At 61.3% G+C, this 25,061-nt stretch carries 13 protein-coding genes; 7 read left to right on the top strand and 6 right to left on the bottom strand.

Translation table 11 applies throughout. From position 1 onward, the window contains the following. Nucleotides 1–94: 94 nt before the first annotated feature. Nucleotides 95–1,276: an NAD(P)/FAD-dependent oxidoreductase gene (locus AB8B29_RS01335; RefSeq protein ID WP_037199040.1), complete on the bottom strand. Its 1,182-nt coding sequence runs from the start codon at nt 1,274–1,276 to the stop codon at nt 95–97. 137 nt (nt 1,277–1,413) lie between these two features. Here AB8B29_RS01335 and AB8B29_RS01330 point away from each other — a divergent pair, with 137 nt between their 5' ends. From AB8B29_RS01330 to AB8B29_RS01300, 7 genes are all read left to right on the top strand, one after another. After that, on the top strand, nt 1,414–2,850 hold the full coding sequence (locus AB8B29_RS01330; RefSeq protein ID WP_037199041.1) for a glutamine synthetase family protein: 1,437 nt from the start codon (nt 1,414–1,416) through the stop codon (nt 2,848–2,850). Between the two features lie 11 nt (nt 2,851–2,861). Continuing rightward, a complete protein-coding gene (locus tag AB8B29_RS01325; RefSeq protein WP_047640444.1) occupies nt 2,862–4,160 on the top strand; it encodes an NAD(P)/FAD-dependent oxidoreductase in 1,299 nt (432 codons plus the stop codon). Nucleotides 4,161–4,293: 133 nt separating this feature from the next. Further along, nucleotides 4,294–5,769 carry a glucose-6-phosphate dehydrogenase gene (zwf, locus tag AB8B29_RS01320; RefSeq protein ID WP_037199044.1) on the top strand — a complete coding sequence of 492 codons (1,476 nt, stop codon included), beginning with the start codon at nt 4,294–4,296 and terminating at the stop codon, nt 5,767–5,769. A gap of 15 nt (nt 5,770–5,784) precedes the next feature. Further along, a complete protein-coding gene (gene pgl / locus AB8B29_RS01315) occupies nt 5,785–6,483 on the top strand; it encodes a 6-phosphogluconolactonase (RefSeq protein WP_047640443.1) in 699 nt (232 codons plus the stop codon). 179 nt (nt 6,484–6,662) lie between these two features. Further along, nucleotides 6,663–8,483: a phosphogluconate dehydratase gene (edd, locus tag AB8B29_RS01310; RefSeq protein ID WP_037199048.1), complete on the top strand. Its 1,821-nt coding sequence runs from the start codon at nt 6,663–6,665 to the stop codon at nt 8,481–8,483. 430 nt (nt 8,484–8,913) lie between these two features. Then, nucleotides 8,914–16,809 carry a beta strand repeat-containing protein gene (locus tag AB8B29_RS01305; protein WP_439006084.1) on the top strand — a complete coding sequence of 2,632 codons (7,896 nt, stop codon included), beginning with the start codon at nt 8,914–8,916 and terminating at the stop codon, nt 16,807–16,809. Between the two features lie 296 nt (nt 16,810–17,105). Then, nucleotides 17,106–19,160, top strand: a complete 2,055-nt coding sequence (locus tag AB8B29_RS01300; protein ID WP_092572993.1) for an O-linked N-acetylglucosamine transferase, SPINDLY family protein — start codon at nt 17,106–17,108, stop codon at nt 19,158–19,160. Nucleotides 19,161–19,439: 279 nt separating this feature from the next. Here AB8B29_RS01300 and AB8B29_RS01295 read toward each other — a convergent pair whose 3' ends face one another. From AB8B29_RS01295 to AB8B29_RS01275, 5 genes are all read right to left on the bottom strand, one after another. Beyond that, nucleotides 19,440–19,793, bottom strand: a complete 354-nt coding sequence (locus AB8B29_RS01295) for a hypothetical protein (RefSeq protein ID WP_037199051.1) — start codon at nt 19,791–19,793, stop codon at nt 19,440–19,442. Between the two features lie 197 nt (nt 19,794–19,990). Continuing rightward, a complete protein-coding gene (locus AB8B29_RS01290; protein WP_037199052.1) occupies nt 19,991–21,082 on the bottom strand; it encodes an ABC transporter ATP-binding protein in 1,092 nt (363 codons plus the stop codon). Nucleotides 21,083–21,105: 23 nt separating this feature from the next. Beyond that, nucleotides 21,106–22,758, bottom strand: a complete 1,653-nt coding sequence (bglA, locus tag AB8B29_RS01285; RefSeq protein WP_037199053.1) for a beta-galactosidase BglA — start codon at nt 22,756–22,758, stop codon at nt 21,106–21,108. Between the two features lie 36 nt (nt 22,759–22,794). Next, the gene (locus AB8B29_RS01280; RefSeq protein WP_037199054.1) at nt 22,795–23,958 is read right to left on the bottom strand and encodes a carbohydrate ABC transporter permease; all 1,164 of its coding nucleotides are present in this window, start codon (nt 23,956–23,958) and stop codon (nt 22,795–22,797) included. Nucleotide 23,959: 1 nt separating this feature from the next. Next, a complete protein-coding gene (locus AB8B29_RS01275) occupies nt 23,960–24,976 on the bottom strand; it encodes a carbohydrate ABC transporter permease (RefSeq protein WP_037199056.1) in 1,017 nt (338 codons plus the stop codon). Nucleotides 24,977–25,061: the final 85 nt, after the last annotated feature.

Here is a 25,061-nt window from a genome sequence, read left to right as displayed (position 1 = left end):
AATGTATTCAGTAAACATGTAGGAAAGGAAAACGCGAGAACCAGAGGCCGGTTCCATTTTCTGACGGAGCGCACAAGGCATTGAATATGGAGGCTCACGCAGCCTCGCCGGCAACATGACCGGACGCCCATGCCCATTGAAAATTATAACCGCCGAGCCAGCCGGTCACATCGACGCACTCGCCGATGAAGAAGAGGCCGGGCGCGGCTTTCACCTGCATGGTCCTCGAATCGAGGCAGCTGGTATCGATGCCGCCGAGCGTTACCTCCGCAGTGCGATACCCTTCCGAGCCGGACGGCTTTACCGGCCAGGACTGAATGGCAGCCGCGAGCTGCTCCAGGCGCTTGTCGGACTGATCAGCCAGATTGCCAGACACGCCCTCGGCCTCGACGAAGTGCTGCGCCAGCCGCTTCGGCAGGAGCTCGGCAAGGGCTGTTTGCGCCGATTGCCGGCCGTTGGCCTGCTTTGCTTTCTTGAGAAGTGCAAAGACATCGACGTCAGGCTCGATCGCGACGGTAATCTCCTCCCCTTCCCGCCAGTAGGAGGAAATCTGCAGGATGGCCGGCCCGCTGAGGCCGCGATGGGTAAAGAGCAGGGCTTCGCGAAATGCCGTCTTGCCGTGGCGGATTTCGGCAGGCGCGGCGATGCCGGAAAGCGGCGCGAGGCGCTGAAGGAGCTGCGGATCGAGCGTGAGCGGCACCAGGCCCGGCCGCGTCTCGACAAGCGGCAATCCGAATTGCTCGGCGATGCGATAGGCAAAGCCGGACGCGCCCATTTTCGGGATCGACTTGCCGCCGGTCGCGACAACCAGCGAGGGTGCCTCGAAGGTGCCCTCCGAAGTGCTGATGCGATAGCCGCTGTCAATCTGTTCCACCCCGCTTGTTTCCGTGCGCAACAACAGTTGCGCGCCGGCCGCGCGCATCTCGTCGGTCAGCATGCGGATGATGTCTTTGGCGCTGTTGTCGCAAAAGAGCTGGCCAAGCGTCTTCTCATGCCAGGCGATGCCATGGCGCTCGACCATGGCGAGGAAATCCCGAGGCGTGAAGCGAGCCAGCGCCGATTTGGCGAAATGCGGATTGGCGGACAGGAAGTTCTTCGGGCCGGCATGGATATTGGTGAAATTGCAGCGGCCGCCGCCGGAAATGCGGATCTTCTCGCCGGGTGCCGCGGCATGGTCGAGCACGGCGACGGAACGCCCGCGCTGGCCGGCGCGGATGGCGCACATCATGCCTGCCGCGCCCGCTCCGAGAACGATCACATCATACCTGCCGACCACGCTTCAACCCCTAATCATTCGCCGCGCTCACTGATCATTTTTCCATCATACGGCGAAAGTCCGAGCGGTTTTCCCCCTCGCCAATTGGCAAACTGCGGTTATGATGCAATCACCGATCAATCCAAATACGGTGTTTTATGCCTGCGAGAAAGACCCCGCTGAAAGCTTCCGTGCCTGTCTCGAAAGTCCCTACGGTACCTCCTAGCCTGAGATCGGCACGCGGCGTGGCAAACTGGAAGGAAGCAGCCCAGTGGCTGCGGGCGCGCGGGATCGAGGACATCGAATGCATCACTCCGGACCTTGCGGGCGTGCCGCGCGGCAAGATGATGCCGACCTCGAAATTCACCTCCAATACGTCGCTGGCACTGCCTTCCGCGATTTACCGCCACACGATTTCGGGCGAGTATCCGGAGGAAACCGAGAGCTTCCGCTACGAGCCGCGCGACAGCGACCTGAAGCTGGTGCCGGACCTCTCGACGCTTTCCGTCGTCCCCTGGGAAACCGACCCGACAGCGCAGGTGATCTGCGATATCGTCAATTCCGAAGGACACGCGGTTTCCTATACGCCACGCAACCTGCTGAAGCAGATTCTGGGACTCTATCGCGACCGCGGCTGGAAGCCGGTGGTGGCGCCCGAGATCGAATTCTATCTCGTCGCCAAGAATGACGACCCCGATTATCCGCTGCATCCGCCGAAAGGTCGCTCCGGCCGCTCGATTCTCGGCGGTCAGGGCTACTCGATCGCAGGCATCAACGAGTTCGACGAACTGATCGACGATATCTATCACTTCTCGGAGAAGCAGGGTCTCGAGATCGACACGCTGATCCATGAAGAGGGTCCGGCGCAGCTCGAAATCAACCTGCGCCATGGCGACCCGATCGAGCTTGCCGACCAGGTGTTCATGTTCAAGCGCACCATTCGCGAGGCAGCGCTGAAGCACGGCATCTATGCCACCTTCATGGCCAAGCCGATGCAGAGCCAGGCGGGCTCGGCGATGCATATTCATCAGTCCGTCGTGAACATCGAGACCGGCAAGAACGTCTTCACCAATCCGGACGGCAGTCCGTCGCAGGAATTCTTCCACTTCATCGGCGGCATGCAGCGCTATGTGCCGAATGCGCTGGCGATGCTTGCGCCCTATGTGAATTCCTATCGGCGGCTGGCGCCGAACATGTCCTGCCCGGTCAACAATGCCTGGGGCTACGACAACCGCACCACGGCTTTCCGCGTGCCGGTCTCCGATCCGCAGGCCCGCCGCGTCGAAAACCGGCTGCCGAGCTCCGACGCCAACCCCTATCTCGCGCTCGCCGCCTCGCTCGCCTCCGGCCTGCTCGGCATCATGAAGAAGGTGGAGCCGACGGCACCGACCGAGGATTCGGCCAACGAAGGCTCGATCGACCTGCCGCGCGGCCTGCTTGAAGCCATCGCGCTCCTGGAGGGCGAACCGGCCTTCCAGGAGGTCCTCGGCAAGGAATTCATCGACATCTATGCCGGTGTCAAACGCGGCGAGTTCGAAACCTTCATGCAGGTGATCAGCCCGTGGGAGCGGGAATTCCTTCTGCTCAACGTGTGAAGGGATCGCCCATGACACTGCACGAAACATGGCAGAGCCCGATCGCGCCGGGACTTTCCTTTTATCAGGCAACCGTCGGCCCACGCCCGATCTATCCGAAGTTCGATGGTTCGCGCCGGGCCGATGTCGCGATTATCGGCGGCGGTTATACCGGCCTGCAGGCGGCCTACAATCTCGCCAAGGGTGGTGCCGAAGTGGTGCTGATCGACGGCAACCGCTTCGGCGACGGCGCTTCGGGCCGCAATGGCGGTCAGCTCGGTACCGGCCAGCGCTCATGGCCCGAGGAGCTCGAAGAGAAGATCGGCTACGAGCGCTCGAAGGCTCTTTTCGATCTTGCCGAGGATGCGAAGCGCCATCTTCTCGATTTCGCCTCCGAGCACGGTATCGACATCGACTTCCTGCCGGGCCAGATGAATGTCACGCACAAGCCGAGCTACAAGCACGCCTATATGGAAAATGCGGAGATCGCCGCGACGCGCTACGGCTATCCGCACGTCAAATTCATGGATCGGACCGAGACCCAGGAACGGCTGGGCTCCGAATTCTATCTCTACGGCGTCAGGGACATGGGCACGGGGCATATCCACCCACTGAAGCTGCTCATCGGCTTGGCGCGGGTCGCCGCCGAGGCAGGCGCCTCCCTCTTCGAAATGACCAGGGCGCAGGCCTTCCGGCAATCGGGCGGCAAGACCATCATCCAGACGGACGGCGGCGAAATCACCGCCGAACGGGTGCTGATTGCCTGCAACGGCTATATCGACAACCTCGAGCCGGTGACCGCGAGCCATGTCATGCCGATCCGCTCCTTCATCGGCGCCACCGAACCGCTCGATCGCTTCCCGACCGTGCTTCCCGGCAACGAAGCCGTCGCGGATTCGCGATTCGTGGTGCGCTATTTCCGCAAATCGAAAGACGGGCGCCTGCTGTTCGGCGGGCGCGAGGCCTATACATCAGACAATCCACGCGACATAACGCAGCACATCCGCCGGCAGATCGCCGAGATCTATCCGGCCCTGGCGGATATCAACATCGATTATGCCTGGGGCGGATCGGTCGGCATCACCATGCCGCGCCAGCCCTTCGTGCGGGAGGTCATGCCGGGCGTCACCTCGATCGGCGGCTATTCCGGGCATGGGGTCATGCTGTCAAACTATTGCGGTAAACTCTATGCGAAAACAGTTCTCGGGAATGCGGACGAGCTTCACCTCTTCAAGGAGCTGAATGTTCCACCTTTCCCCGGCGGCGCGCGCATGCGGGCGCCTCTGCTTTTCCTGGCGCTCTCGTGGTTTGCGTTGCGCGACAGGTTCTAAAAATCGGAAGATGGATTTCTTCCGCCGGCAATCCACTATAAAAAGCCGAGTCTGAATTTTGCGATGCACACTGGCCTTTTTAAATCGATTAGATTAAAAGGGACCTCAACCAAGACCGATTGAGAGATACCTCATGAGCAGCCAAATCATTCCCGTTGAACCATTTGATTATGTCGTTTTCGGCGGCAGTGGCGACCTTGCCGAGCGCAAGCTTCTGCCCGCTCTTTATCATCGCCAGATCGAAGGCCAATTCTCCGAACCGACCCGCGTCATCGGCGCTTCGCGTAGCGCGCTTTCGCACGAGGAATACCGCAAATTCGCCGACGCCGCCCTCAAGGAACACCTGAAGGGGGGCGAATATGACGAGGCGCAAGTCAAGAAGTTCCTCGCCCGTCTGTTCTATGTTCCGGTCGACGCGCGCAGTGATGCCGGCTGGGATCAGCTCAAGAAGATTCTCGACGAGGGCAAGGAGCGCGTCCGCGCTTTCTACCTGGCCGTCGCTCCGGGCATCTTCGGCGACATCTCGCAGAAGATCCACGACCACAAGCTGATCACCAAGCAGACCCGTATCGTCGTCGAAAAGCCGATCGGCCGCGACCTCGCTTCGGCCCTGCAGCTCAACGACACGATCGGCAAGGTCTTCAAGGAAGAGCAGATCTTCCGCATCGACCATTACCTCGGCAAGGAAACCGTGCAGAACCTGATGGCGCTGCGCTTCGCCAACGCCCTCTACGAACCGCTCTGGAACGCCAATCACATCGACCATGTGCAGATCACGGTTGCGGAATCGGTTGGCCTTGAAGGCCGTGCCGGCTACTACGACACCGCCGGCGCCTTGCGCGACATGGTGCAGAACCACATCCTGCAGCTCCTTTGCCTGACCGCGATGGAAATCCCCTCCTCGATGGATTCCGAAGCCGTGCGCGACGAGAAGCTGAAGGTGCTGCGCGCGCTGAAGCCGATCAACGCTTCCAACGTCGAGCAGGCGACGGTTCGTGGCCAGTACCGCGCCGGCGCATCCTCGGGCGGCCCGGTCAAGGGCTACCTCGATGAACTCGAAGGCGGCGTCTCCAACACCGAAACCTTCGTCGCCATCAAGGCCGAGATCGGCAATTGGCGCTGGGCCGGCGTTCCCTTCTACATCCGCACCGGCAAGCGTCTGGCAGGCCGCATGTCGGAGATCGTCATCACCTTCAAGCCGATCCCGCACAATATTTTCGATCAGGCCGCTGGCCGCACCGTCGCCAACCAGCTGATCATCCGCCTGCAGCCGGACGAAGGCGTCAAGCAGTCGCTGATGATCAAGGACCCCGGTCCGGGCGGCATGCGCCTGCGCAACGTTTCGCTCGACATGAGCTTCGCCTCGGCCTTCAACGTCCGCAATCCGGATGCCTACGAGCGCCTGCTGATGGACGTCATCCGCTCCAACCAGACGCTGTTCATGCGCCGCGACGAAGTGGAAGCGGCGTGGAAGTGGGTCGATCCGATCCTCAAGGGTTGGGAAGAGGCCGGTCAGCAGGTGCAGGGCTATACGGCCGGCACATGGGGTCCGAGCCAGGCCATCGCGCTGATCGAGCGCGACGGCCGCACCTGGCATGACGATATTTAATCCGGGACGACAACGATGACAGCGAATATGCATGCTTTCGCCAATGGCGCCGAACTCGCCGGCAAGCTCGCGGACAAGGTGACCGAGGCCCTCTCGGCCGCCATCGCCGCGCGCGGCTCCGCAAGCATAGCGGTCTCCGGCGGCTCGACGCCGAAGGCCTTCTTCCAGGTGCTGTCCTCGCGTTCGATTGACTGGGGCAAGGTGACCATCACCCTGGTCGACGAACGGTTTGTGCCGGCAGACAATCCGCGCTCGAACCACCTGCTCGTCCAGGAAAACCTGCTGAGGGACAAGGCCGCTGCGGCCAAGTTCCTCCCGCTCTATCAGGCCGTGGCTTCCGTCGAGGAGGCCGCAGCCATCGCCACGGAGAAGACCAAAGTCGTCAGCCAGCCCTTCGATGTCGCCATCCTCGGAATGGGCAATGACGGCCACACGGCCTCGTTCTTTCCGGGCGGCAGCAATCTCCTGACCGCTCTCGATCCGAAGACACCGCGCGGTATCATCACGATGGAAGCGGAAGGTGCCGGTGAGCCGCGGCTGACGTTTACCTTCTCCAGCCTTCAGGATGCCCGATTGCTGGTGCTCCATATCGAGGGAGAGGGCAAGAAGGACGTTTTGGCCAAGGCGGAAGCGCCGGGCGAAGAAACCGAGATGCCGATCCGCGCCGTGCTGCGCCGGGCCGCCTCTCCAGTCGAGATTTATTGGGCTCCCTGACGCAGCCGACAGGCCTCGTCATCGAACTCTGAAAGACCAGCAACAGCTGCTGCGCCGGGCGCCCGCAAGGGCGTATCGGCATCGCATTGACATTCGAACCACGCGCCACGCCCTCTACCAAAACAGATCGAAGCCGATCTTCCGGGGCACCGCGCAGAACAGACGGAGGCAGATCGACCATGGCCGCTGACGCCCGCATTTCCAAGATTACCGCACGCATCGTCGAGCGCTCGAAGCCGACGCGAGAGCGCTATCTGGACCGCCTGCGCAATACCGCGATGAAGGGTGCGCAACGCTCCGTGCTCGGCTGCGCCAACCTGGCGCATGGTTTCGCAGTCTGTTCCCCCTCCGAGAAGGATGCACTGGCGGGCGACCGCGTGCCCAATCTCGGGATCATCACCTCCTATAACGACATGCTCTCGGCGCATCAGCCCTTCGAGACCTATCCCGCGATCATCCGCGAGGCAGCAGCCGCGGCCGGCGGCATCGCCCAGGTGGCTGGCGGCGTGCCTGCCATGTGCGACGGCGTCACGCAGGGTCAGCCGGGCATGGAGCTCTCGCTGTTCTCGCGCGACCTGATTGCCATGTCGGCCGGCGTCGGCCTGTCGCACAACATGTTCGATGCGGCCGTCTTCCTCGGCGTATGCGACAAGATTGTGCCGGGCCTCGTTATCGCCGCCCTCTCCTTCGGCCATCTGCCGGCCGTCTTCATTCCGGCCGGGCCGATGACGTCAGGCCTGCCGAACGACGAGAAGTCGCGCGTGCGCCAACTCTACGCCGAAGGCAAGGTCGGCCGCCCCGAACTGCTGGAGGCGGAATCGAAGTCCTATCATGGCCCCGGCACCTGCACCTTCTACGGCACGGCCAATTCCAACCAGATGCTGATGGAAATCATGGGCTTCCACATGCCCGGCGCGTCCTTCGTCAATCCCGGCACGCCGCTGCGCGAGGCCCTGACCCGCGAGGCCACCAAGCGGGCGCTCGCCATCACCGCCATGGGCAACGAATTCACGCCGGCCGGAGAGATGATCGACGAGCGTTCGATCGTCAACGGTGTCGTCGGCCTGCACGCCACCGGCGGCTCGACGAACCACACGATGCACCTGGTCGCCATGGCGCGCGCCGCCGGCATCGTGCTGACCTGGCAGGATATTTCGGAGCTTTCCGACATCATCCCGCTGCTTGCCCGCGTCTATCCGAACGGGCTTGCCGACGTGAACCACTTCCATGCCGCCGGCGGCATGGGCTTTCTCATCAAGGAGCTGCTGAAGAAGGGGCTGCTTCACGATGACGTGCGTACCGTCTACGGTCATGGCCTCAGCTCCTATTCCATCGACGTCAAGCTCGGCGCCGACGGCAATGTCGCGCGCGAACCGGCACCTGAAAAGAGCGCCGATCCGAAGGTGCTGGCGAGCATCGAGACGCCGTTCCAGGGCAATGGCGGCCTGAAGATGCTGCGCGGCAACATCGGCAAGGCGGTCATCAAGATTTCCGCCGTCAAGCTGGAACGCCACATCATCGAAGCGCCGGCCGTCATCTTCCACGATCAGCTGGAGATGCAGCAGGCATTCAAGGACGGCAAGCTGAACCGCGACTTCGTCGCCGTCGTCCGCTTCCAGGGCCCGAAGGCCAACGGCATGCCGGAGCTGCACAAGCTGACGCCGGCGCTCGGCGTGCTGCAGGATCGCGGCTTCCGCGTGGCGCTTCTGACCGACGGCCGTATGTCCGGCGCATCCGGCAAAGTTCCGGCCGCAATCCATGTCACGCCGGAAGCCGTCGAAGGCGGCCCTATCGCCCGCATCCGGGAGGGCGACATCATCCGCATCGACGCGATCGCCGGCACGCTGGAGGTGCTGGTGGACGCCGCCGATATGGCCGAGCGCGAACCGGTCACCGCAGATCTCTCCGGGAACGAATTCGGCATGGGGCGCGAGCTCTTCGCCCCGTTCCGCCGTGCCGCGGGTCCGGCCGATCAGGGCGCAAGCGTCCTGTTCCACTGAAGCGTCTCACGGCTTAGCGCCGTGAAGCGCCAGCAGCGGGCGATAAGCAACGTCTGCTCAAACGAAGACTGGCGGCGGCTTTATCGGTTGGTTCGGGCAGAAGCCCGATGGCTTCTCCGATAAAGCCTGCCACGTCCGGCGATTTTCCTAGCGCCTTATATTTCCATATTTCGCTGCGTGTCCAACGAGCGCACGCAGCCTCGCTCCGGACAGCATGGAGGGCACGTTCCGAATGGAACGCTGCTCGACGTCGCCGGGTGAAATCCCGCTGGGTACACCAACCTCAGGTTCGGGCAAGCTAGTCTGACTACACCCGCTTTGTCAGGCTGTGAATTTTTATGACTGTCAGTTTTCGGGCCCCGAACATTCACGCGATGCTGGTTATCGGGTGAATGGCTTTCCGTATTAGCTAACATTAAGAGCTGCACGTATGACTTCGATCGTCACCACCCTAAGCACCACTCAGATCAGGTCTCTTTCGACCGCTGCGGTTAAGGCCTGGACGACGGAGGACGTAGCATCACTGTCTACAAAGCAGATTAGCGTCCTTTCTTCGGCTCAAATTGCCGCGTTGGATACGGAAGACGTTGATGTCCTCAGTTCGCAGCAGTTGAACGCCATTTCACAAAACGCCATCGTCGGCTTGACGCTTGATCAGCTCGCTGTTCTTACCGGTTCGGACATCGAAAGTCTGAGCACGCTTCAGATCGCCGCGATCACCACAGCGCAGATCAGCGCTCTATCGACAGATCAGGCGGAAGCCTTGACCACGTCTCAGGTCAAAGCCCTTGGCTCAAAGCAGTTGGCGGCTCTAAGCGCTGCGGACGTGTCGACTTTCTCCACTGATGATATTGCTGCGATCACCAACCAAGCGATATCGGGCCTGGATACGCGCGCCATTGCAGCGCTTTCCACCGATCAGGTTGCCGCCCTGAGCAGCAGTGGGATTACCGGCCTGACGACGAGCCAGATCGCAGCACTGAGCACGGCTCAAGTCGCCGCCTTCACAACAATTCAGATCGCTGCTCTCAAAGCGTCGCAAATCGCGGTGATGAGGACAAACGATATTGCGGTGCTCTCCACCGCACAAATTGCCTCCCTGAGTACGAGTGCTATCGCCGGCCTGACGACGAGCCAGATCGCAGCGCTGAGCACGGATCAGGCCGAGGCGCTTTCCTCCACGCAGGTCAAGGTGCTGAGTTCGTCCCAGCTTGCGTCACTCGGGACGGATGACGTCGCTACATTCTCCGCCGCGGATATGGCGGCAATCACCGTTTCGGCGGTGCCCGGCTTGTCCACGGCCGTTATCGCGGCCCTCTCGACCGATCAGATCGCTGCCTTGAGCACCGGCGCGATCTCCGGTCTGACGACAGCCCAGATAGGAGCGTTGAGCACGGAGCAGGTCGCTGCCCTGACGACGACGCAGGTCGGCGCTCTCAAGGCGACGCAAGTCGCTGTTATGAGTACAGATGACATCGCGGCGCTGTCAAACACGCAGATGGCCGCCCTGAGTAAGACCGCAGTCGCGGGCCTGACCACGGCCCAGATTGCTGCTTTGAGCACGATGCAGGTCACAGCCTTGACGACGACACAGGTCAACGCCCTCAAGGCGGCGCAAGTCGCGGTCATGAGCACGACCGAAATCGCGGCGCTATCGAGCGCACAGATTGCCGCCCTAAGCATAACCGGTCTTTCCGGCCTGACGACGACCCAGATTGCCGCCTTGAGCACGGCACAAGCCGAGGCGTTGACGACAACGCAGGTCGCGGCACTGAGTTCGACACAGTTTTCCGCCATGGGAACGGACGATATCGCGACCTTCTCGACCGCCGATATCGCGGCGATTTCCAGCAGAGCGATATCGGGCCTGAGCACGGACGTCATAGCAGCCCTCTCGTCCACCCAGATTGCTGCTTTGAGCAAGACCGGGATTGCAGGTCTGAGCACCAATCAGATCGCGGCGTTGAGCACGACACAGGCGGCCGTCCTGGCGACGACCCAAGTCGCCGCGCTGAGTTCCAAGCAGATTGCGGCTTTGGGTACGGATGTCATCGCATCCCTCTCCTCCGAACAGGTCAGCGCGCTCAGTACGGTCGGCATCGCCGGCCTGACCACTGGCCAAATCGCCGCCTTGAGCACGACGCAGGCTGCGGCGCTTTCCGCCGCTCAAGTAAAAGCACTGAGCTCGACCCAGCTTTCCGCCATGGGTGCGGACGACATAGCCACGTTCTCGGCCGCCGAGATCGCGGCGCTTTCCAGCAAAGCCATGGCAGGCCTGGGTACCGATGTTATTGCATCTCTTTCCACGGATCAGATTGCCGCCTTGGGCACAAGCGCGGCTGTCGGCCTGACGACAAGCCAAATTGCTGCGCTTTCGACCGCACAGATCGCCGCCCTCAGTTCAAGTGCCATTGCAAGCTTGACGACGAGCCAGATCTCTACCCTGAGCACGGAGCAGGTCGCCACCTTGACGACCACCCAGGCTGCCGCCCTGAAAGCAGCTCAGGTTGCCGCCATGGGTACGGACGACATCATGGCGTTTTCGACCGCGCAGATCGCTGCCCTCAGCACCAGTGCCGTTGCGAACCTGACGACCGGCCAGATCGCGGCGTTGAGCACAGCGCAGGCCGAGGCGCTGTCGTCCTCACAGGTCAAGGTGCTGAGTTCAACACAGCTTGCCGCCTTGAGCCCGGATGACATAGCCACGTTTTCGACCGCCGATATTGCAACGATATCAAGCAAAGCCATAGTCGGGCTGAGCACCGGTGTCATTGCATCGCTTTCCACCGAGCAGGTTGCGGCGCTGAGCACAAGTGCGATCGTCGGCCTGACGACCGGCCAGATTGCGACCTTGAGCACCAGCCAGGTTGCGGCGCTGACCACGACCCAGGTCGCGGTACTGAGCTCAACTCAGATGGCCGCTTTCGGGACGAATGATATAGCCGCCTTCTCGACCGCGGATATAGCGGCGATATCAAGCAAAGCCGCCGCGGGCTTGAGCACCGGCGTCATCGCAGATCTTTCCGCAGCGCAAATTGCCGCCCTGAGCACAAGCGCGCTCGCCGGCCTGACCACCAGTCAGATCGCAGCGTTGAGCACCAGCCAAATCGCGGCGTTGAGCACTGCGCGAATTGGAGTGCTGACGTCGACACAGGTCTCCGCCTTGAATGCCGGCGTGATCACATCCCTTTCCACGGCGCAGATTGCGGCACTGAGTACATCCGGCGTTACAGGCCTGACGACCGATCAGATCAACACGCTGAGTACGGCGCAGATGCAGGCATTGACGACGAGCCAGGTTGCCGCGCTGAATTCTACCCAGATTGCCGCTCTTGGAACGGATGATATCGCCACCTTCTCGACCGAGGAGATCGCGGCGCTCTCAAGCAAGGCCATATCGGGCTTGGGCACGAACGTCATCGCGGCGCTCTCGACGAATCAGGTCGCTGCTCTGAGCGCGGTCGGAATTGCCGGGTTGACGACCAGCCAGATCGCGGCCCTGAGCACGGCGCAGATCGCCGCCCTGCCCACGGTGCGCGTCACGGCGCTCAGCTCGGCGCAGATCGCGGCGCTTAGCACGGATGTCATCGCCTCGCTTTCCACAACGCAGTTCGCAGCCATAAGCACCTCCGGTGTTGCCGGCTTGACCACAGATCAGGTCAACGCTCTGAGCACCGATCAAGTGGCAGCATTGACGACGAGCCAGTTCGCGGCCCTGAAATCCACCCAGCTCTCCGCTCTTGGGACGGATGATATCGCCGCTCTATCCACCGCCGATGTCGCGGTGATCAGTTCAGGTGCGATATCGGGATTGTCCACGGCTGCGATTGCCGCTCTGTCGACCGCGCAGATCGCAGCCTTGAGCACAGCGGGCGTCGCCGGCCTCAACACGACGCAGATCGATGCATTGAGTACCGGCCAGGTCGATGCTCTGGTCACGAAACAGGTGGCGGCTCTGCGTTCATCGCAGATTGCCGCTATGGATGCGGATATCATAGCCTCCCTCTCCACTGACCAGATTGCCGCCCTGAGCACACTCAGCATCACGGGTCTGACGACGAGCCAGATCGCCGCCCTTGGCACGGCGCAGGTCGAGGCACTTTCCTCCGCGCAGGTGAAGGTGCTGAGTTCGACCCAGATGGCTGCGTTGGGTGCAGACGACATAGCCACGTTCTCGACTGCCGACATAGCGGCGATTTCGAATACCGCCGTCCCCGGCCTGAGCACGGCTGTCATCTCCGCACTCTCCACCGGCCAGATCGCAGCTCTGAGTACGACCGGCATTGCAGGCCTGACAACCGATCAGGTCGCCGCCTTGTCCACGGCGCAGATTGCCGCCTTGTCCACGGCGCGAATTGCGGCGCTGAGCTCGAGCCAGGTCGCCGTCTTGAGCACGGGAGCTATCGCGTCGCTTTCCACCGGCCAGATAGCGGCACTCAGCACCGCCGGCATCGACGGCCTCACCACCGATCAGATTGCGGCCCTCAGCACGGCACAGACCGAAGCGCTGACGACGAGCCAGGTCGCAACACTGAGCTCAACCCAGCTCGCCGCGTTGAGCACGGCAGATATAGCAACCTTCTCGACCGCCGATCTCGCGGTGATCGGTTCGCTTGCCATTTCGGGCTTGTCCACGGCTGCCGTCGCAGCCCTGTCGACAAACCAGGTCGCCGCCCTCAGCACCGGCGGCGTTGCCGGGATGACAAGCGACCAGATTCTCGCCTTGAGCAGCAATCAGATGGATGCCCTGCTTACCAAGCAGATTGCAGCGTTGAGTTCGACACAGGTCGCGGCTTTGGGCACAGGCGTTATCGCCGTGCTTTCCACCGCGCAGATCGCGGCTCTAAGCACCTCGGGTATCGCCGGCCTTTCCACGAAACAGATCGCGGCGCTGAGCACCACACAGGCCGAGGCCCTGACGGCTGCCCAGGTGGGCGCTCTGAATTCCAAACAGGTTGGAGTCCTGAGTACGGACGACATCGCGACCTTCTCGACCAAGGACATCGCGGCGATCGGCTCGAGTGTCATATCGGGCCTGTCCACGGCCGCCGTTGCCGCGCTGTCGACGGCGCAGATCGCCGCGCTCAGTGCCTCCGGCATTGCCGGTCTGACCACCAGGCAGATTGTCGCTTTGAGCACTGGCCAGCTTCAGGCTCTCACCACGACGCAGATCGCAGCGCTGAATTCGGCCCAGCTTTCAATGCTGACGACGGACGACATGGCTGCTCTCTCCACCAATGGTATCGCCGCGATCAGCTCCAGCGCCATATCCGGCCTGTCCACCGCTGCCATTGCCGCACTATCGACGGCGCAGATCGCCGCGCTCAGTACATCCGGCGTTGCCGGCCTTACCACCAAACAGATCGCGGCCTTGAATACCGGTCAGGCCGAGGCGTTGACGACTGCTCAGGTCGCCGTCCTCAGTTCTACGCAGCTTGCAGCCCTGACAGCCGACGACATAGCTGTCTTCTCGACCAAGGACATCGCAGCGATCGGCTCCAGCGCCATATCGGGCTTGTCCACGGCAGCCGTTGCCGCACTGTCGACGGCGCAGATCGCCGCACTCAGCACGGCAGGGATCACCGGCCTTTCCACCAGACAGATCGCGGTCCTGACCACCAGTCAGGTCGATGCCCTGCCTACCAAGCAGATTGCGGCTCTGAGCCCGACCCAGGTCGCGGCATTGAGCACGGGCGTTATCGCTGCCCTTTCCACTGCGCAAGTCGCCGCACTCAGCACATCCGGCACCACGGGTCTGACCACCACGCAGGTTCCCGTCCTCAGCACCGGTCAGGCCCAGGCCCTGACGACAGCCCAGATCGGCGCTCTCAGCTCCAAGCAGGTCTCTGCCCTCAGCACAGATGACATCGCCGCCCTGACGACGGACCAGATCGCGGCGCTCAGCACGGCCGGCATTGCGGGCATGACCACCGCGCAGATCGCCATATTGAGCACCGATCAGGCCCAGGCCCTGACGGCTACGCAGGTCGGCGCGCTGAGCTCGAAGCAGATAGCGGCCCTGGGAACGGATGCTCTGGAGACTTTCTCGACCGCCGATATGGCGGCAATCAGTTCGAGCGCCATATCGGGATTGTCCACGGCCACGCTTGCCGCCTTCTCGACGGACCAGATCGCGGCGTTGGGCATAGCCAGCATCGCAGGTTTGACCACAGGACAGATTTCCGCCTTGGGCACCGGCCAGCTCGCGGCCCTGACCACCGCGCAGGTTGCTATCCTTGCCTCCACCCAGATTGCTGGCCTTGGCACCGCAAGTATCGCTGCGCTGTCGACCGCGCAAATCGCTGCCCTCAGCACGGCCGGCATCGCCGGCCTGACCACGGCTCAGATAGGGGCTCTGAGTTCCGACCAGGCCGAGGCCCTCACGACGCCCCAGGTTGCCGCGTTGAGCTCGACCCAGATCGCAGCCTTGGGAACGGACGATCTTGAGACCTTCTCTACCGCCGATATCGCGGCGATTAATTCGAATGGCATAGCGGGCCTGTCCACGGCTACGATAGCTGCCTTCTCGACAGACCAGATCGCGGCGCTCAGCACTGCCGGTATCGCGGGCCTGACCACGGCTCAGATCTCCGCTTTGAGCTCCGACCAGCTCGAAGCTTTGACGACGGCGCAGATCGGGGCGCTTGGTTCCAAACAAACCGTGATACTCGGTACGAAAGGGATCGCGGCTCTGTCGACGGCGCAGATCGCAGCGTTGAGCACGTCCGGTATCGCGGGCCTGACCACCGACCAGATGGCCGCGCTCAGTACGGATCAGGCCGAGGCACTGACGCCGACCCAGGTCGGCGCCCTCGGTTCCAAGCAGATCGCAGCCCTCGGGGCGGATGATCTCGACACTTTCTCGACCGCCGACATAGCGGCGATCAGTTCGAACGCCGTATCGGGCCTGTCCACAGCCGTTATTGCGGCGCTGACAACCGCGCAAATCGCGGCACTTGGCACAGGCGGCATTGCGGGCTTGTCCACCGATCAGGTCGCGGCGCTGAGCATGAACCAAGCGGAGGCCTTGACGCCTGCCCAGGTGGCAGCCCTCAGTTCCAAGCAGATTGCGATCCTCGGAACCGACGCTCTCGGGACTTTTTCGACCGCCGATATCGCAGCGATCAGCGCGAGCGCCATATCCGGTCTGTCCACGGCCGTTATTGCAGCGCTGTCAACGGCGCAGATCGCCGCTTTCGGCACGGATGGCATCGCGGGACTGACGACGGCGCAGGTCGCCACTCTGAGCACCGACCAGGTCGAGGCTTTGACGACAGCTCAAATCGGTGCTTTCGGATCCAAACAGATCGCTGTCCTCAGCACCGACGATATCGCAGCCCTGTCAACGGCGCAGGTGGCGGCGCTGAGCACGGCGGGCGTGTCGGGCCTGGGCAGTGCACAGGTTGCCGCCCTGAGCGTCGAGCAGATCGAGGCGCTCTCCACGGCCCAAATTGCCGCCTTGAGTTCGACAGGCATCGCAGGGCTGAGCACGAGCGACCTCGCAAAGTTCTCCTCCAGCGATATCGCCGCGATCAGCTCCGGCTCCATCCAGGGGTTGTCCACGGACTTTGTCGCATCGCTTTCCACCGCGCAAATCGCAGCGCTGGGCACAGCCAGCATCGCCGGCCTCAGCAGTGTGCAGGTCGGGGCTTTGAGCATCGAGCAAGTTGAGGCGCTGTCGACCGCCCAGATCGCAGCCTTGAGTTCCTCAGGTGCAGCAGGCTTGACGACGGAAGATCTGGGAACCTTCTCCACCGCCGAACTCGCGGCGATCAGCTCGGACTCGATACAGGGTCTGTCCACGACCTTTGTCGCAGCTCTGACGAGCGACCAGATCGCAGCCCTGTCGACCAGCCAGCTCGCCTCGCTGGGTTTCAATCAGATCGCAGCGATGAGCACCGATCAAATCGCGGCTCTGTCGACATCGCAGATCAATGCACTGAATGCATTGCAGCTCGCTGCACTGGACACCGATGACATCGCCGTGTTCACCACGGATGATATCGTCGCCCTCAATTCGAAGGCGATCGCGGGATTGAGCACCAGGGCCATCGCCTCCCTGACGACGGCACAAGCCGAGGCCTTGACCACGAGCCAGGTGAGCGGGCTGACGTCAGCGCAAGTTGCGGCACTGTCGACGCAAGAGCTGGCGACGTTCTCAACCGGCGATATCGCGTCGTTCAGTTCGAACGGCGTGGCGGGACTATCCACGGAAGACATAGCGAGCCTGTCGAGCACACAATTGAGCACTCTCATGAAATCCCAGATGGGGTATCTCAGTCCAGATCAGATCGCGGCCGTCATCTCGAACTATGTGAGTGCCTGATCCGCGCTTTTTGACCAGTTCACGATCTCGAAGCCGTGCTTCGAAGCTCGCACAAGAGACCGGCTCGACCCTGGCCCGGGCGAGAACGTGTGACCGAGGACTCGCAGCCACCGTCAGGATTGCACGCGGTTTCCCGGCGTAGTTCGAGACCGCATAAATCTGTTGATGGCTGACAGGGCCTCCACCGATTTCAGGAGGCATGGCGTGACATGTTCAAGGCAAGCTAGCACAGTTAACACTACTGATGACCATTTCTTAAATGGTTGCAATGCCTGCCGCCAATTCGTGGGATGTCCATGGTCACCAACAATGCATCAGCTACAGTTTCCGCTCGGTCTCTTGCCGAAATTCTGGAGTTAGCGCGCACTCAGCGCCTTCCTTTCAACGAGCTGTTCCAGTTCGCAGAAGCCCGAAGTGGTGCGGAACAAAAGATCGAGGCGGTAGAGGCCTATAAGGTCTGGATCGCATTCAACGAAACCCATCCCTACCTGCATCTCGTCTATTTCAATTATTCCGTTACCTTGCGGCAGTTGGGCGACGTGGCGGGATCGATTAATGCCTTGCGCGCTTGCCTCAAGCTCGATTCGCGTTTTGGTCCGGCGCACATCAATCTCGGACGGGCGCTGGAAGATAGCGGCATCGCCACCCAGGCAATCCTGCAATGGCGCAGTTTCGTGGACATGACCGCGGACAGCACGCCGGACAAGCTCACGCATCGCCTTTTGGCGCTTCAGCACATCGGTCGTGTCATGGAGAACGCCGGCCTGATGGAGGATGCGGAAGCCGTTTTGTGGCAAGCAATCGAACTTCGGCCTGATAAGACCGAGGCTGGACAACATTGGAGTGCGCTACGCCAGCGCCAGTGCAAATGGCCGACTCTGGTGACATCGGACCATGTGTCCATGCGCCAACTGCTCGATGCGATGTCGCCCCTGACACTTGCCTGCTTTTCCGACGATCCGCTGTTCCAGCTCGCAAAGGCCTATCGCTACAACAAGTCTTTCGTAGGACGTCCGGATACCAGCGGCTTCCCGCGCAAGACGCCAAAGCAGAAGACGGGAACCGGCCAGCGCCTTCGTGTGGGTTATGTTTCCTCGGACCTGCGCGATCACGCGGTCGGCTTTGCGCTCCGGGAAGTGCTGGAACTGCATGACAAACGCAGCGTTGAAATCTACGCCTACTACTGCGGCGACCCTGTGACGGGGGACCCGACGCAGACGCGCATGAAGGCCGTCGTCGATTGCTGGCGTGATATCGCCGGGCTCGATGACGCCGAGGCGGCTCGGCAGATCGCCGACGACGACATCGACATTCTGGTGGATGTCAACGGCTATACCAAGCATGCGCGGACGAAGATCTTCGCCTACAGGCCAGCGCCCGTTATCGTCAACTTCTGCGGCTATCCAGGCACGATGGGCAGTCCGTTCCATCACTACATCATTGCGGACGAACACATTATCCCGCCCGAGAGCGAGATTTACTATTCGGAGAAAGTGCTCAGAATCGCCTGTAACCAGCCGATTGATCGCAAGAGGGTGATTGCCGAAAAACCGTCACGCAGAGAGGCAGGGCTGCCGGAAGATGTTTTCGTCTTTGCCTGCTTCAACGGCATGCAGAAAATCACGCAGGAAACCTTTGCGTACTGGATGAAGATCCTTGCCGCGACGCCCGACAGCGTGCTTTGGCTGCTCACCGGCGGCGACGATGTGGATAAGCGCCTGCGCCAGGTGGCCGAGAATGCCGGCGTTGCGCCGGAGCGCCTCATTTTCGCGCCCAAGGCACCGAATGCCAAACATCTCGCCCGGATCCCGCTCGCCGATCTGTTCCTCGACACATTTCCCTACGGGGCGCATTCGACCGCAGCCGATGCCCTGACCATGGGGTTGCCTGTCCTTACATTCCCCGGCAAGAGCTTTGCTGCGCGCTTCTGCCACAGCATCGTTGCCGCGGCCGGCGTGCCGGAGTTGATATGTTCGGACCCGCAATCCTACATCGACAAGGCCGTCGGCTTTGCAAAAATTCCCCGGAGCCTCGCGAAGGTCAGGGAGATCCTGCAGGCTAAACGGGAGACATCGGCGCTGCGCGACATTCCGGCGCTGGCCCGCCGTCTCGAAGAGCTTTTCTGGCAAATGCAGGCAGAGAGCGAACGTGGCAAGACCCCGGTGCCTGACTTGAACAATCTCGACATCTATTACGACATTGGTACGGAGCTTGTTCAGGAGAATACCGGCTTCTTAGACCATCAGGCCTACAGAAGGGCTTACCACGACAAGCTGGCCGCATGGCACGATTATGCACCATTGCCACACGACAGACGCCTGTGGCTGCAGGAAGATGCCGCGCAGCAATGACCGAGGCGTATAATCAAATTGCCTGAGTCAGTTCAAAGCTTTTGACCGGGTCAAAAGACGGGAAATGGAAACAAGCCTCACGTCCGCCACTTTAAAGTAGCGAACAGAGGCAGGAGCGTTGCGGGTGCTTTATGTCTCGGCCCTTTGGCTGCGGAGACCGTCGACCGGTTTTGCTGCCTAGAGCGGTTGTGCGTTTCACGGAATCGCCTAACCGCTCTAGCTTATTGTTTTTGCGCAATTCCGGACGGAAAACCGCTACGCACTTTTCCTGGAATTGCTCTAGGCTCGGATGTCGAGTACGCGGTCGCGATGGGCGGGGTGCGTGCTGTAGACGAAGATCTTGTTCATTTCCTTCTCCGTGAGCAGACGCAGGAAACGCACTTCCACCGTGTTGTTGGAGAAGACCTTCATCAGCACGCAGCCAACCTTGGTGATGCGCGCGTCTGGGATATCCAGATAGAACTGCTTCGGCAGATTATACTGAGTGAGGATCGCCAGGATGGCGCCGCTCTGCGAGATGCGGGTGATGTCGCAGCGGCGCGACGCGAGGTTCATCACACCCTTTTCCGTGTATTCGAGCCGCGCGGCGTTCATCGTATCCTCCATTCGGAACCGCACTTCGCGGTCATACATGAAGGATTCTTCTTTATTGAGGAAATGTTGGCCTGAATTAGCCCTGCCGAAAGCAGCCATCTTAGTAAACCCCTGACGTATATTACGAAGACAAGACTATCAGCGGGTCTTTAACAGAAAGTTTGAGTTCGCCAGCTCAAGTTGAATTTTGTTGCTCGTCTTTGCTTGAGCCGGCGTCGTCTCATAGGCGCAATCTGCTACTGCTTTCGATAGGTATGGCCGTCGGCATTGAAGAGATGCAGCTTCTGCCTGTCGGCGGCAAAGCGCATTTTCTGGCCGCGGTGGATATCGGTAATGCCGGGGATCTTGACGATGATCGGCTCGCCATCAACCAGACCTTCGATATAGAGCTGCGTCACTTCACCGAGCGCCTCGACGATGGCGACCTCGCCTTCGAAGAGATAATCTTCGTTGGTCGCGATGCGCAAATCTTCCGGACGAACGCCGAAGCTCGCCTGCTTACCCCTCTCGGAAGCCTCGGTCGGCAAGTCGAGCGTCACCGACTTGCCGCCCTTCAGCGTCACGGTCGTCGTCGTGCCGGTTTCGGTCACGGTCGCCGGGATGATGTTCATCGCCGGAGAGCCGATGAACTTGGCGACGAAGAGGTTGGCCGGGCGCTCATAGAGTTCGAGCGGCGCACCCACCTGTTCGACGCGGCCGGCGGATAGCACCACGATCCGGTCGGCAAGCGTCATCGCCTCCACCTGGTCGTGCGTGACGTAGATCATCGTCGTCTCGGGCATGGAGTCGCTGAGCTTGGCGATCTCGATGCGTGTGGCGACGCGCAGGGCGGCGTCCAGGTTCGACAGCGGCTCGTCGAACAGGAAGACCTTCGGGTTACGGCAGATGGCGCGACCGATCGCGACGCGCTGGCGCTGGCCGCCCGAAAGGGCCTTGGGCAGCCGCTCGAGATATTGGGTAAGTTGCAGGCTGGCGGCCGCCGCGCGGACGCGACGGTCGATCTCCTGCTTGTTTTCGCCGGCAATCCGCATGCCGAAGGCCATGTTGTCGTAGACAGTCATATGCGGATAGAGCGCATAGGATTGGAAGACCATCGCGATGCCGCGCCTGGAGGGCGGTACTTCGTTCACCTTCTGCCCGGCAATAAGCATGTCGCCCGAGGTGATGCTCTCGAGCCCGGCGATCATGCGCAACAATGTGGATTTGCCGCAGCCGGACGGCCCAACGAAGACGATGAACTCGCCTTCATTGATCTCCAGATCGATGCCATGCAGCACATGCACGCTGCCGTAGGATTTTCTTATATCCTTCAGAACAAGTCCCGTCATCTATTCTTCCTCCTCCCAAGGGCTCAGGCAAGACGCGCGAAATAAGCGCTCCAGGCCGGAATATCGATCTTGTTGCCGTAGTTGTTGGTGGTAAAGCCGTGCCCGGTCAACGCTTGCCAGTTCCCTTCAGGCAAGGCCGCCATCGCTTCGGCGGGACTCATGTTGAACGCGCAGAGAATGGTCTCGCCGTCGTAGGTGCGGGTAAAGATGAGTATGTCGCCCTGCGGATCCGCAAAGGCAATCTCACCCTTGGCAAAGGCCGGATGCTGCTTGCGGAAGGCGAGGAAGCGGCGGTACTGCTCCAGCACCGAATTTTCGTCGCCCTGTTGAACGCTGACAGCGCGCAGGATGTGCTCGACGGCCACAGGCAGCCATGGTTTGACTGTGGAAAAGCCGCCCTGTGCGACTTGGCTGTCCCAAACCATCGGCGTTCGGCAGCCGTCGCGGCCCTTGAATTCCGGCCAGAACTGGATGCCGTAGGGATCCTGCAGATCCTGATAGGCAAGATCGGCTTCGGTGAGTGCCAGTTCCTCGCCCTGATAGATGCATACGGAACCGCGCAGGGTCAGCAGCAGCGCTGCATAGAGCTTCGCGAAGGCATCGCGATCGGCGACCAGATTGCCCCAACGGCTGACGTGGCGCACGACGTCATGGTTGGAGAATGCCCAGCAGGCCCAACCTTCGGGGGCAGCAGCGGCGAAATCCTTCATGACCTCTTCGACGCGATCGGGCGTCAGCGCATCCGGCGCCAGAAACTCGAAGGCGTAGCACATGTGCATCTTGTCATTGCCGGACGTGTATTCGCCGACGATCTCGAGACCACGCTGGCTGTCACCGACTTCGCCGACGGCGGCAATCGCCGGATATTCGTCGAGGACGGCGCGGAAACGCTGCAGGAACTTCAAGTTTTCCGGGCGGTTCTTGTCGTAGAGATGCTCCTGGAAATTATAGGGATTGACCGCCGGCGCGGTCGAGGCGTTGCGGCGCGCGGGCTCCAGCGCCGGGTTGTCGCGCAGTTCCCTGTCATGGAAATAGAAGTTGATGGTATCGAGGCGGAAACCGTCGACGCCACGATCGAGCCAGAAACGCACGACGTCCAGCAGCCTATCCTGCACTTCCGGATTGTGCAGGTTCATATCCGGCTGCGAGGTCAGGAAGTTGTGCATGTAATATTGCATGCGCGTCGGATCCCACGCCCAGGCCGAGCCGCCGAAGATCGACAGCCAGTTGTTGGGCGGTGTGCCGTCCGGCTTGGCATCGGCCCAGACATACCAGTCGGCCTTGGGATTGTCCTTGCTCGAGCGGCTTTCGACGAACCAGGGATGGCGATCCGAGCTGTGCGACAGCACGAGATCGATCATCACCTTGATGCCGAGGCGGTGGGCTTCCGTCATCATCGCATCGAAATCGGCGAGTGAGCCGAAAATCGGATCGACGTCTTCATAGTTGGAGACGTCATAGCCGAAATCGCGCATCGGCGAGGTGAAGAAGGGCGATATCCAGATTGCGTCGACACCCAGGGCCGCGACATGCGGCAGGCGGATGGCGATGCCCTTAAGGTCGCCGATGCCGTCGCCATTGGAGTCCTGGTAGGAGCGCGGATAGATCTGATAGATCACCGCGCCACGCCACCAGTCCTTGTCAACTGCCGAAATCGATTGAGGGGCAATGCTCATGCTGAATAGGTCCCGTTAGAATGGAATAGTCTTGGATCAGCCCCCCTTCACCGACCCGGCGAGCAGACCGCGCACGAGATAGCGCTGCAGACCGAAGAAGACGAAGAGCGGGATAAGGATGGTGACGAAGGCGGATGCCGTCAGGATCTCCCAGTTGCCGCCGCGCGAGCCCAGCAGCGCATTCAGGGCCGCCGTCAGGACCAGATGATCCTTGTCCGTGCCGAGGAACACCATGGCGATCAGCAGATCGTTCCATACCCAGAGGAACTGGAAGATCGCGAAGGAGGCGAGCGCCGGAAAGGACAGGGGCAGGATGATCTTGACGAAGATGTCGAAATCGCTGGCGCCGTCGACGCGGGCGGATTCGATGATCTCCTTAGGCAGGCCGGCAATGTAGTTGCGCAGCAGATAGATGGCCAGCGGCAGACCGAAGGCCGTATGCGCCAGCCATATGCCTGGATAGGTCTTGGACGGCACGCCGAAGATCTGGCCGATCTCGTTATAGATGCGCAGAAGCGGGATCAGCGACATTTGCAGCGGCACGACGATCAGGCCGACGACGAGCGCGATCAACAAGGCGCGCCCAGGGAACTCCATCCAGGCCAGCGCATAGGCTGCAAAGGCGGCGATCAGGATCGGGATCACCGTTGCCGGGATCGTCACCGTCAGCGAATTGATGAAGGACTGGCCGATGCCCTCGCCGCCCAGCACGCTGCGATAATTATCGAACGTGAATTGCGGCGGCGTGGCGATGGTCAGATAGATGCGCTTGCTGCGCGCATCGGCACCGAAAGGCCCGTTCTTCTGATAGCGATAGCTGCCGTCCGCATTGACGGTGAGCGTCTCGCCATTGCCGAGATCGGCGGACGAACCGACCTTGTAGGTGGACGGTTCCTGCACGCGCAGGCCGAAGGACTCGATCCTGCCGTTACCGCTGTTGCCTTCTCCGGCAACCGTACCAGCGATGACATAGTTGGCGCCATCCTGCTTTGCCTTGTCCGGGCCATCGAGGCGCACGGCGGCGGTCTGCGAGGAGCCGGAAAAAGCCGTCCACCAGCCGGAGACGACGATCTGATCCTTGTCGCGCAGTGCGGTGACGAAGATGCCGAGCGTCGGCAGCAGCCAGAGGAGGACGATAAGCAACACCGCGGCATGAACGAAGATGCGGGCGGGACCGATGCGACCGAGATTTCCAAGCATGTCAGCGCCCCTTCGTTTCTGCGTTTGCACGACGAATGTTCCAGATCATGATCGGCGTCACCGCCGCCATGATGACGAGGGCGATGACCGCGCTTCGGCCGGAATCGCCGCCGCCGCGGAACATCCAGTTGAACATCAGGTTCGCGAGCACCATCGTGTTCCACTGACCGTTGGTCATGGTGAGCACGATGTCGAAAACCTTGAGCACGAGAATGGTGATGGTGGTCCAGACCGTGGCGATCGTGCCCCAGACCTGCGGCACCATGATCTTCCAGAAGATCTGCCAGCCGTTGGCGCCGTCGATGACGGCAGCTTCGATGGTTTCCTCCGGAATGCCGCGCAGCGCCGCCGACAGGATCACCATGGCAAAGCCTGTCTGGATCCAGATCAGCATGACCATCAGAAAGAAATTGTTCCAGAAGGGAATGGTGATCCAGACTTCCGGCGTGCCGCCGAACAACTGGACGACAGAGTTCAAAAGGCCGATCTGAGCGTCGGTGCCGCCGCGATATTCGTAGATGAATTTCCAGATGACCGAGGCGCCCACGAAGGAGATCGCCATCGGCATGAAGATGACGGCCTTGGCGATGTTGCCCCACCAGATACGGTCGGTCATGACGGCGATCACGAGGCCGAAGAAGGTGCAGGCGGCCGGCACGACAGCAAGCCAGAGGATATTATTGAAGATCGACTGGCGGAATTCAGTGTCGTTGAGGGCCCAGAGATAATTGGCGCCGCCGACGAACTGATTGCCGTCAGGCCCGTAGAAGGACAGGATGAGGGTCGCGACCACCGGATAGACGAGGTAGACGGCCAGCAGGAAGAGCGCCGGACCCAAGAAGAGCCAGGGCCGAATCAGGCCGCGGCGGGTCAGGTTGACGGCGGCGGTATGGACCTCGGTCCCCTCCTTTGCCGGAAAAATTATGTCCAGAAGCTTGTTGGAGAACCAGAAATAAGCGGCGCAAAAGGCAACGCCGAATATCATGGCCCCAATCGCCGACAGTATCTGCGAAAACATCCTTCCCTCCCGAATTTACCTGCTTGAGGCCACCCGCCCGACATCAACCGCGCCTCGCGGGCGCGCCGTAACATGGTGCATGGCG

Source organism: Rhizobium sp. 11_C7_N12_5 (assembly GCF_051811145.1).
Classification (GTDB): domain Bacteria; phylum Pseudomonadota; class Alphaproteobacteria; order Rhizobiales; family Rhizobiaceae; genus Rhizobium; species Rhizobium lusitanum.
This window is presented reverse-complemented; position numbering and strand designations above follow the sequence as displayed.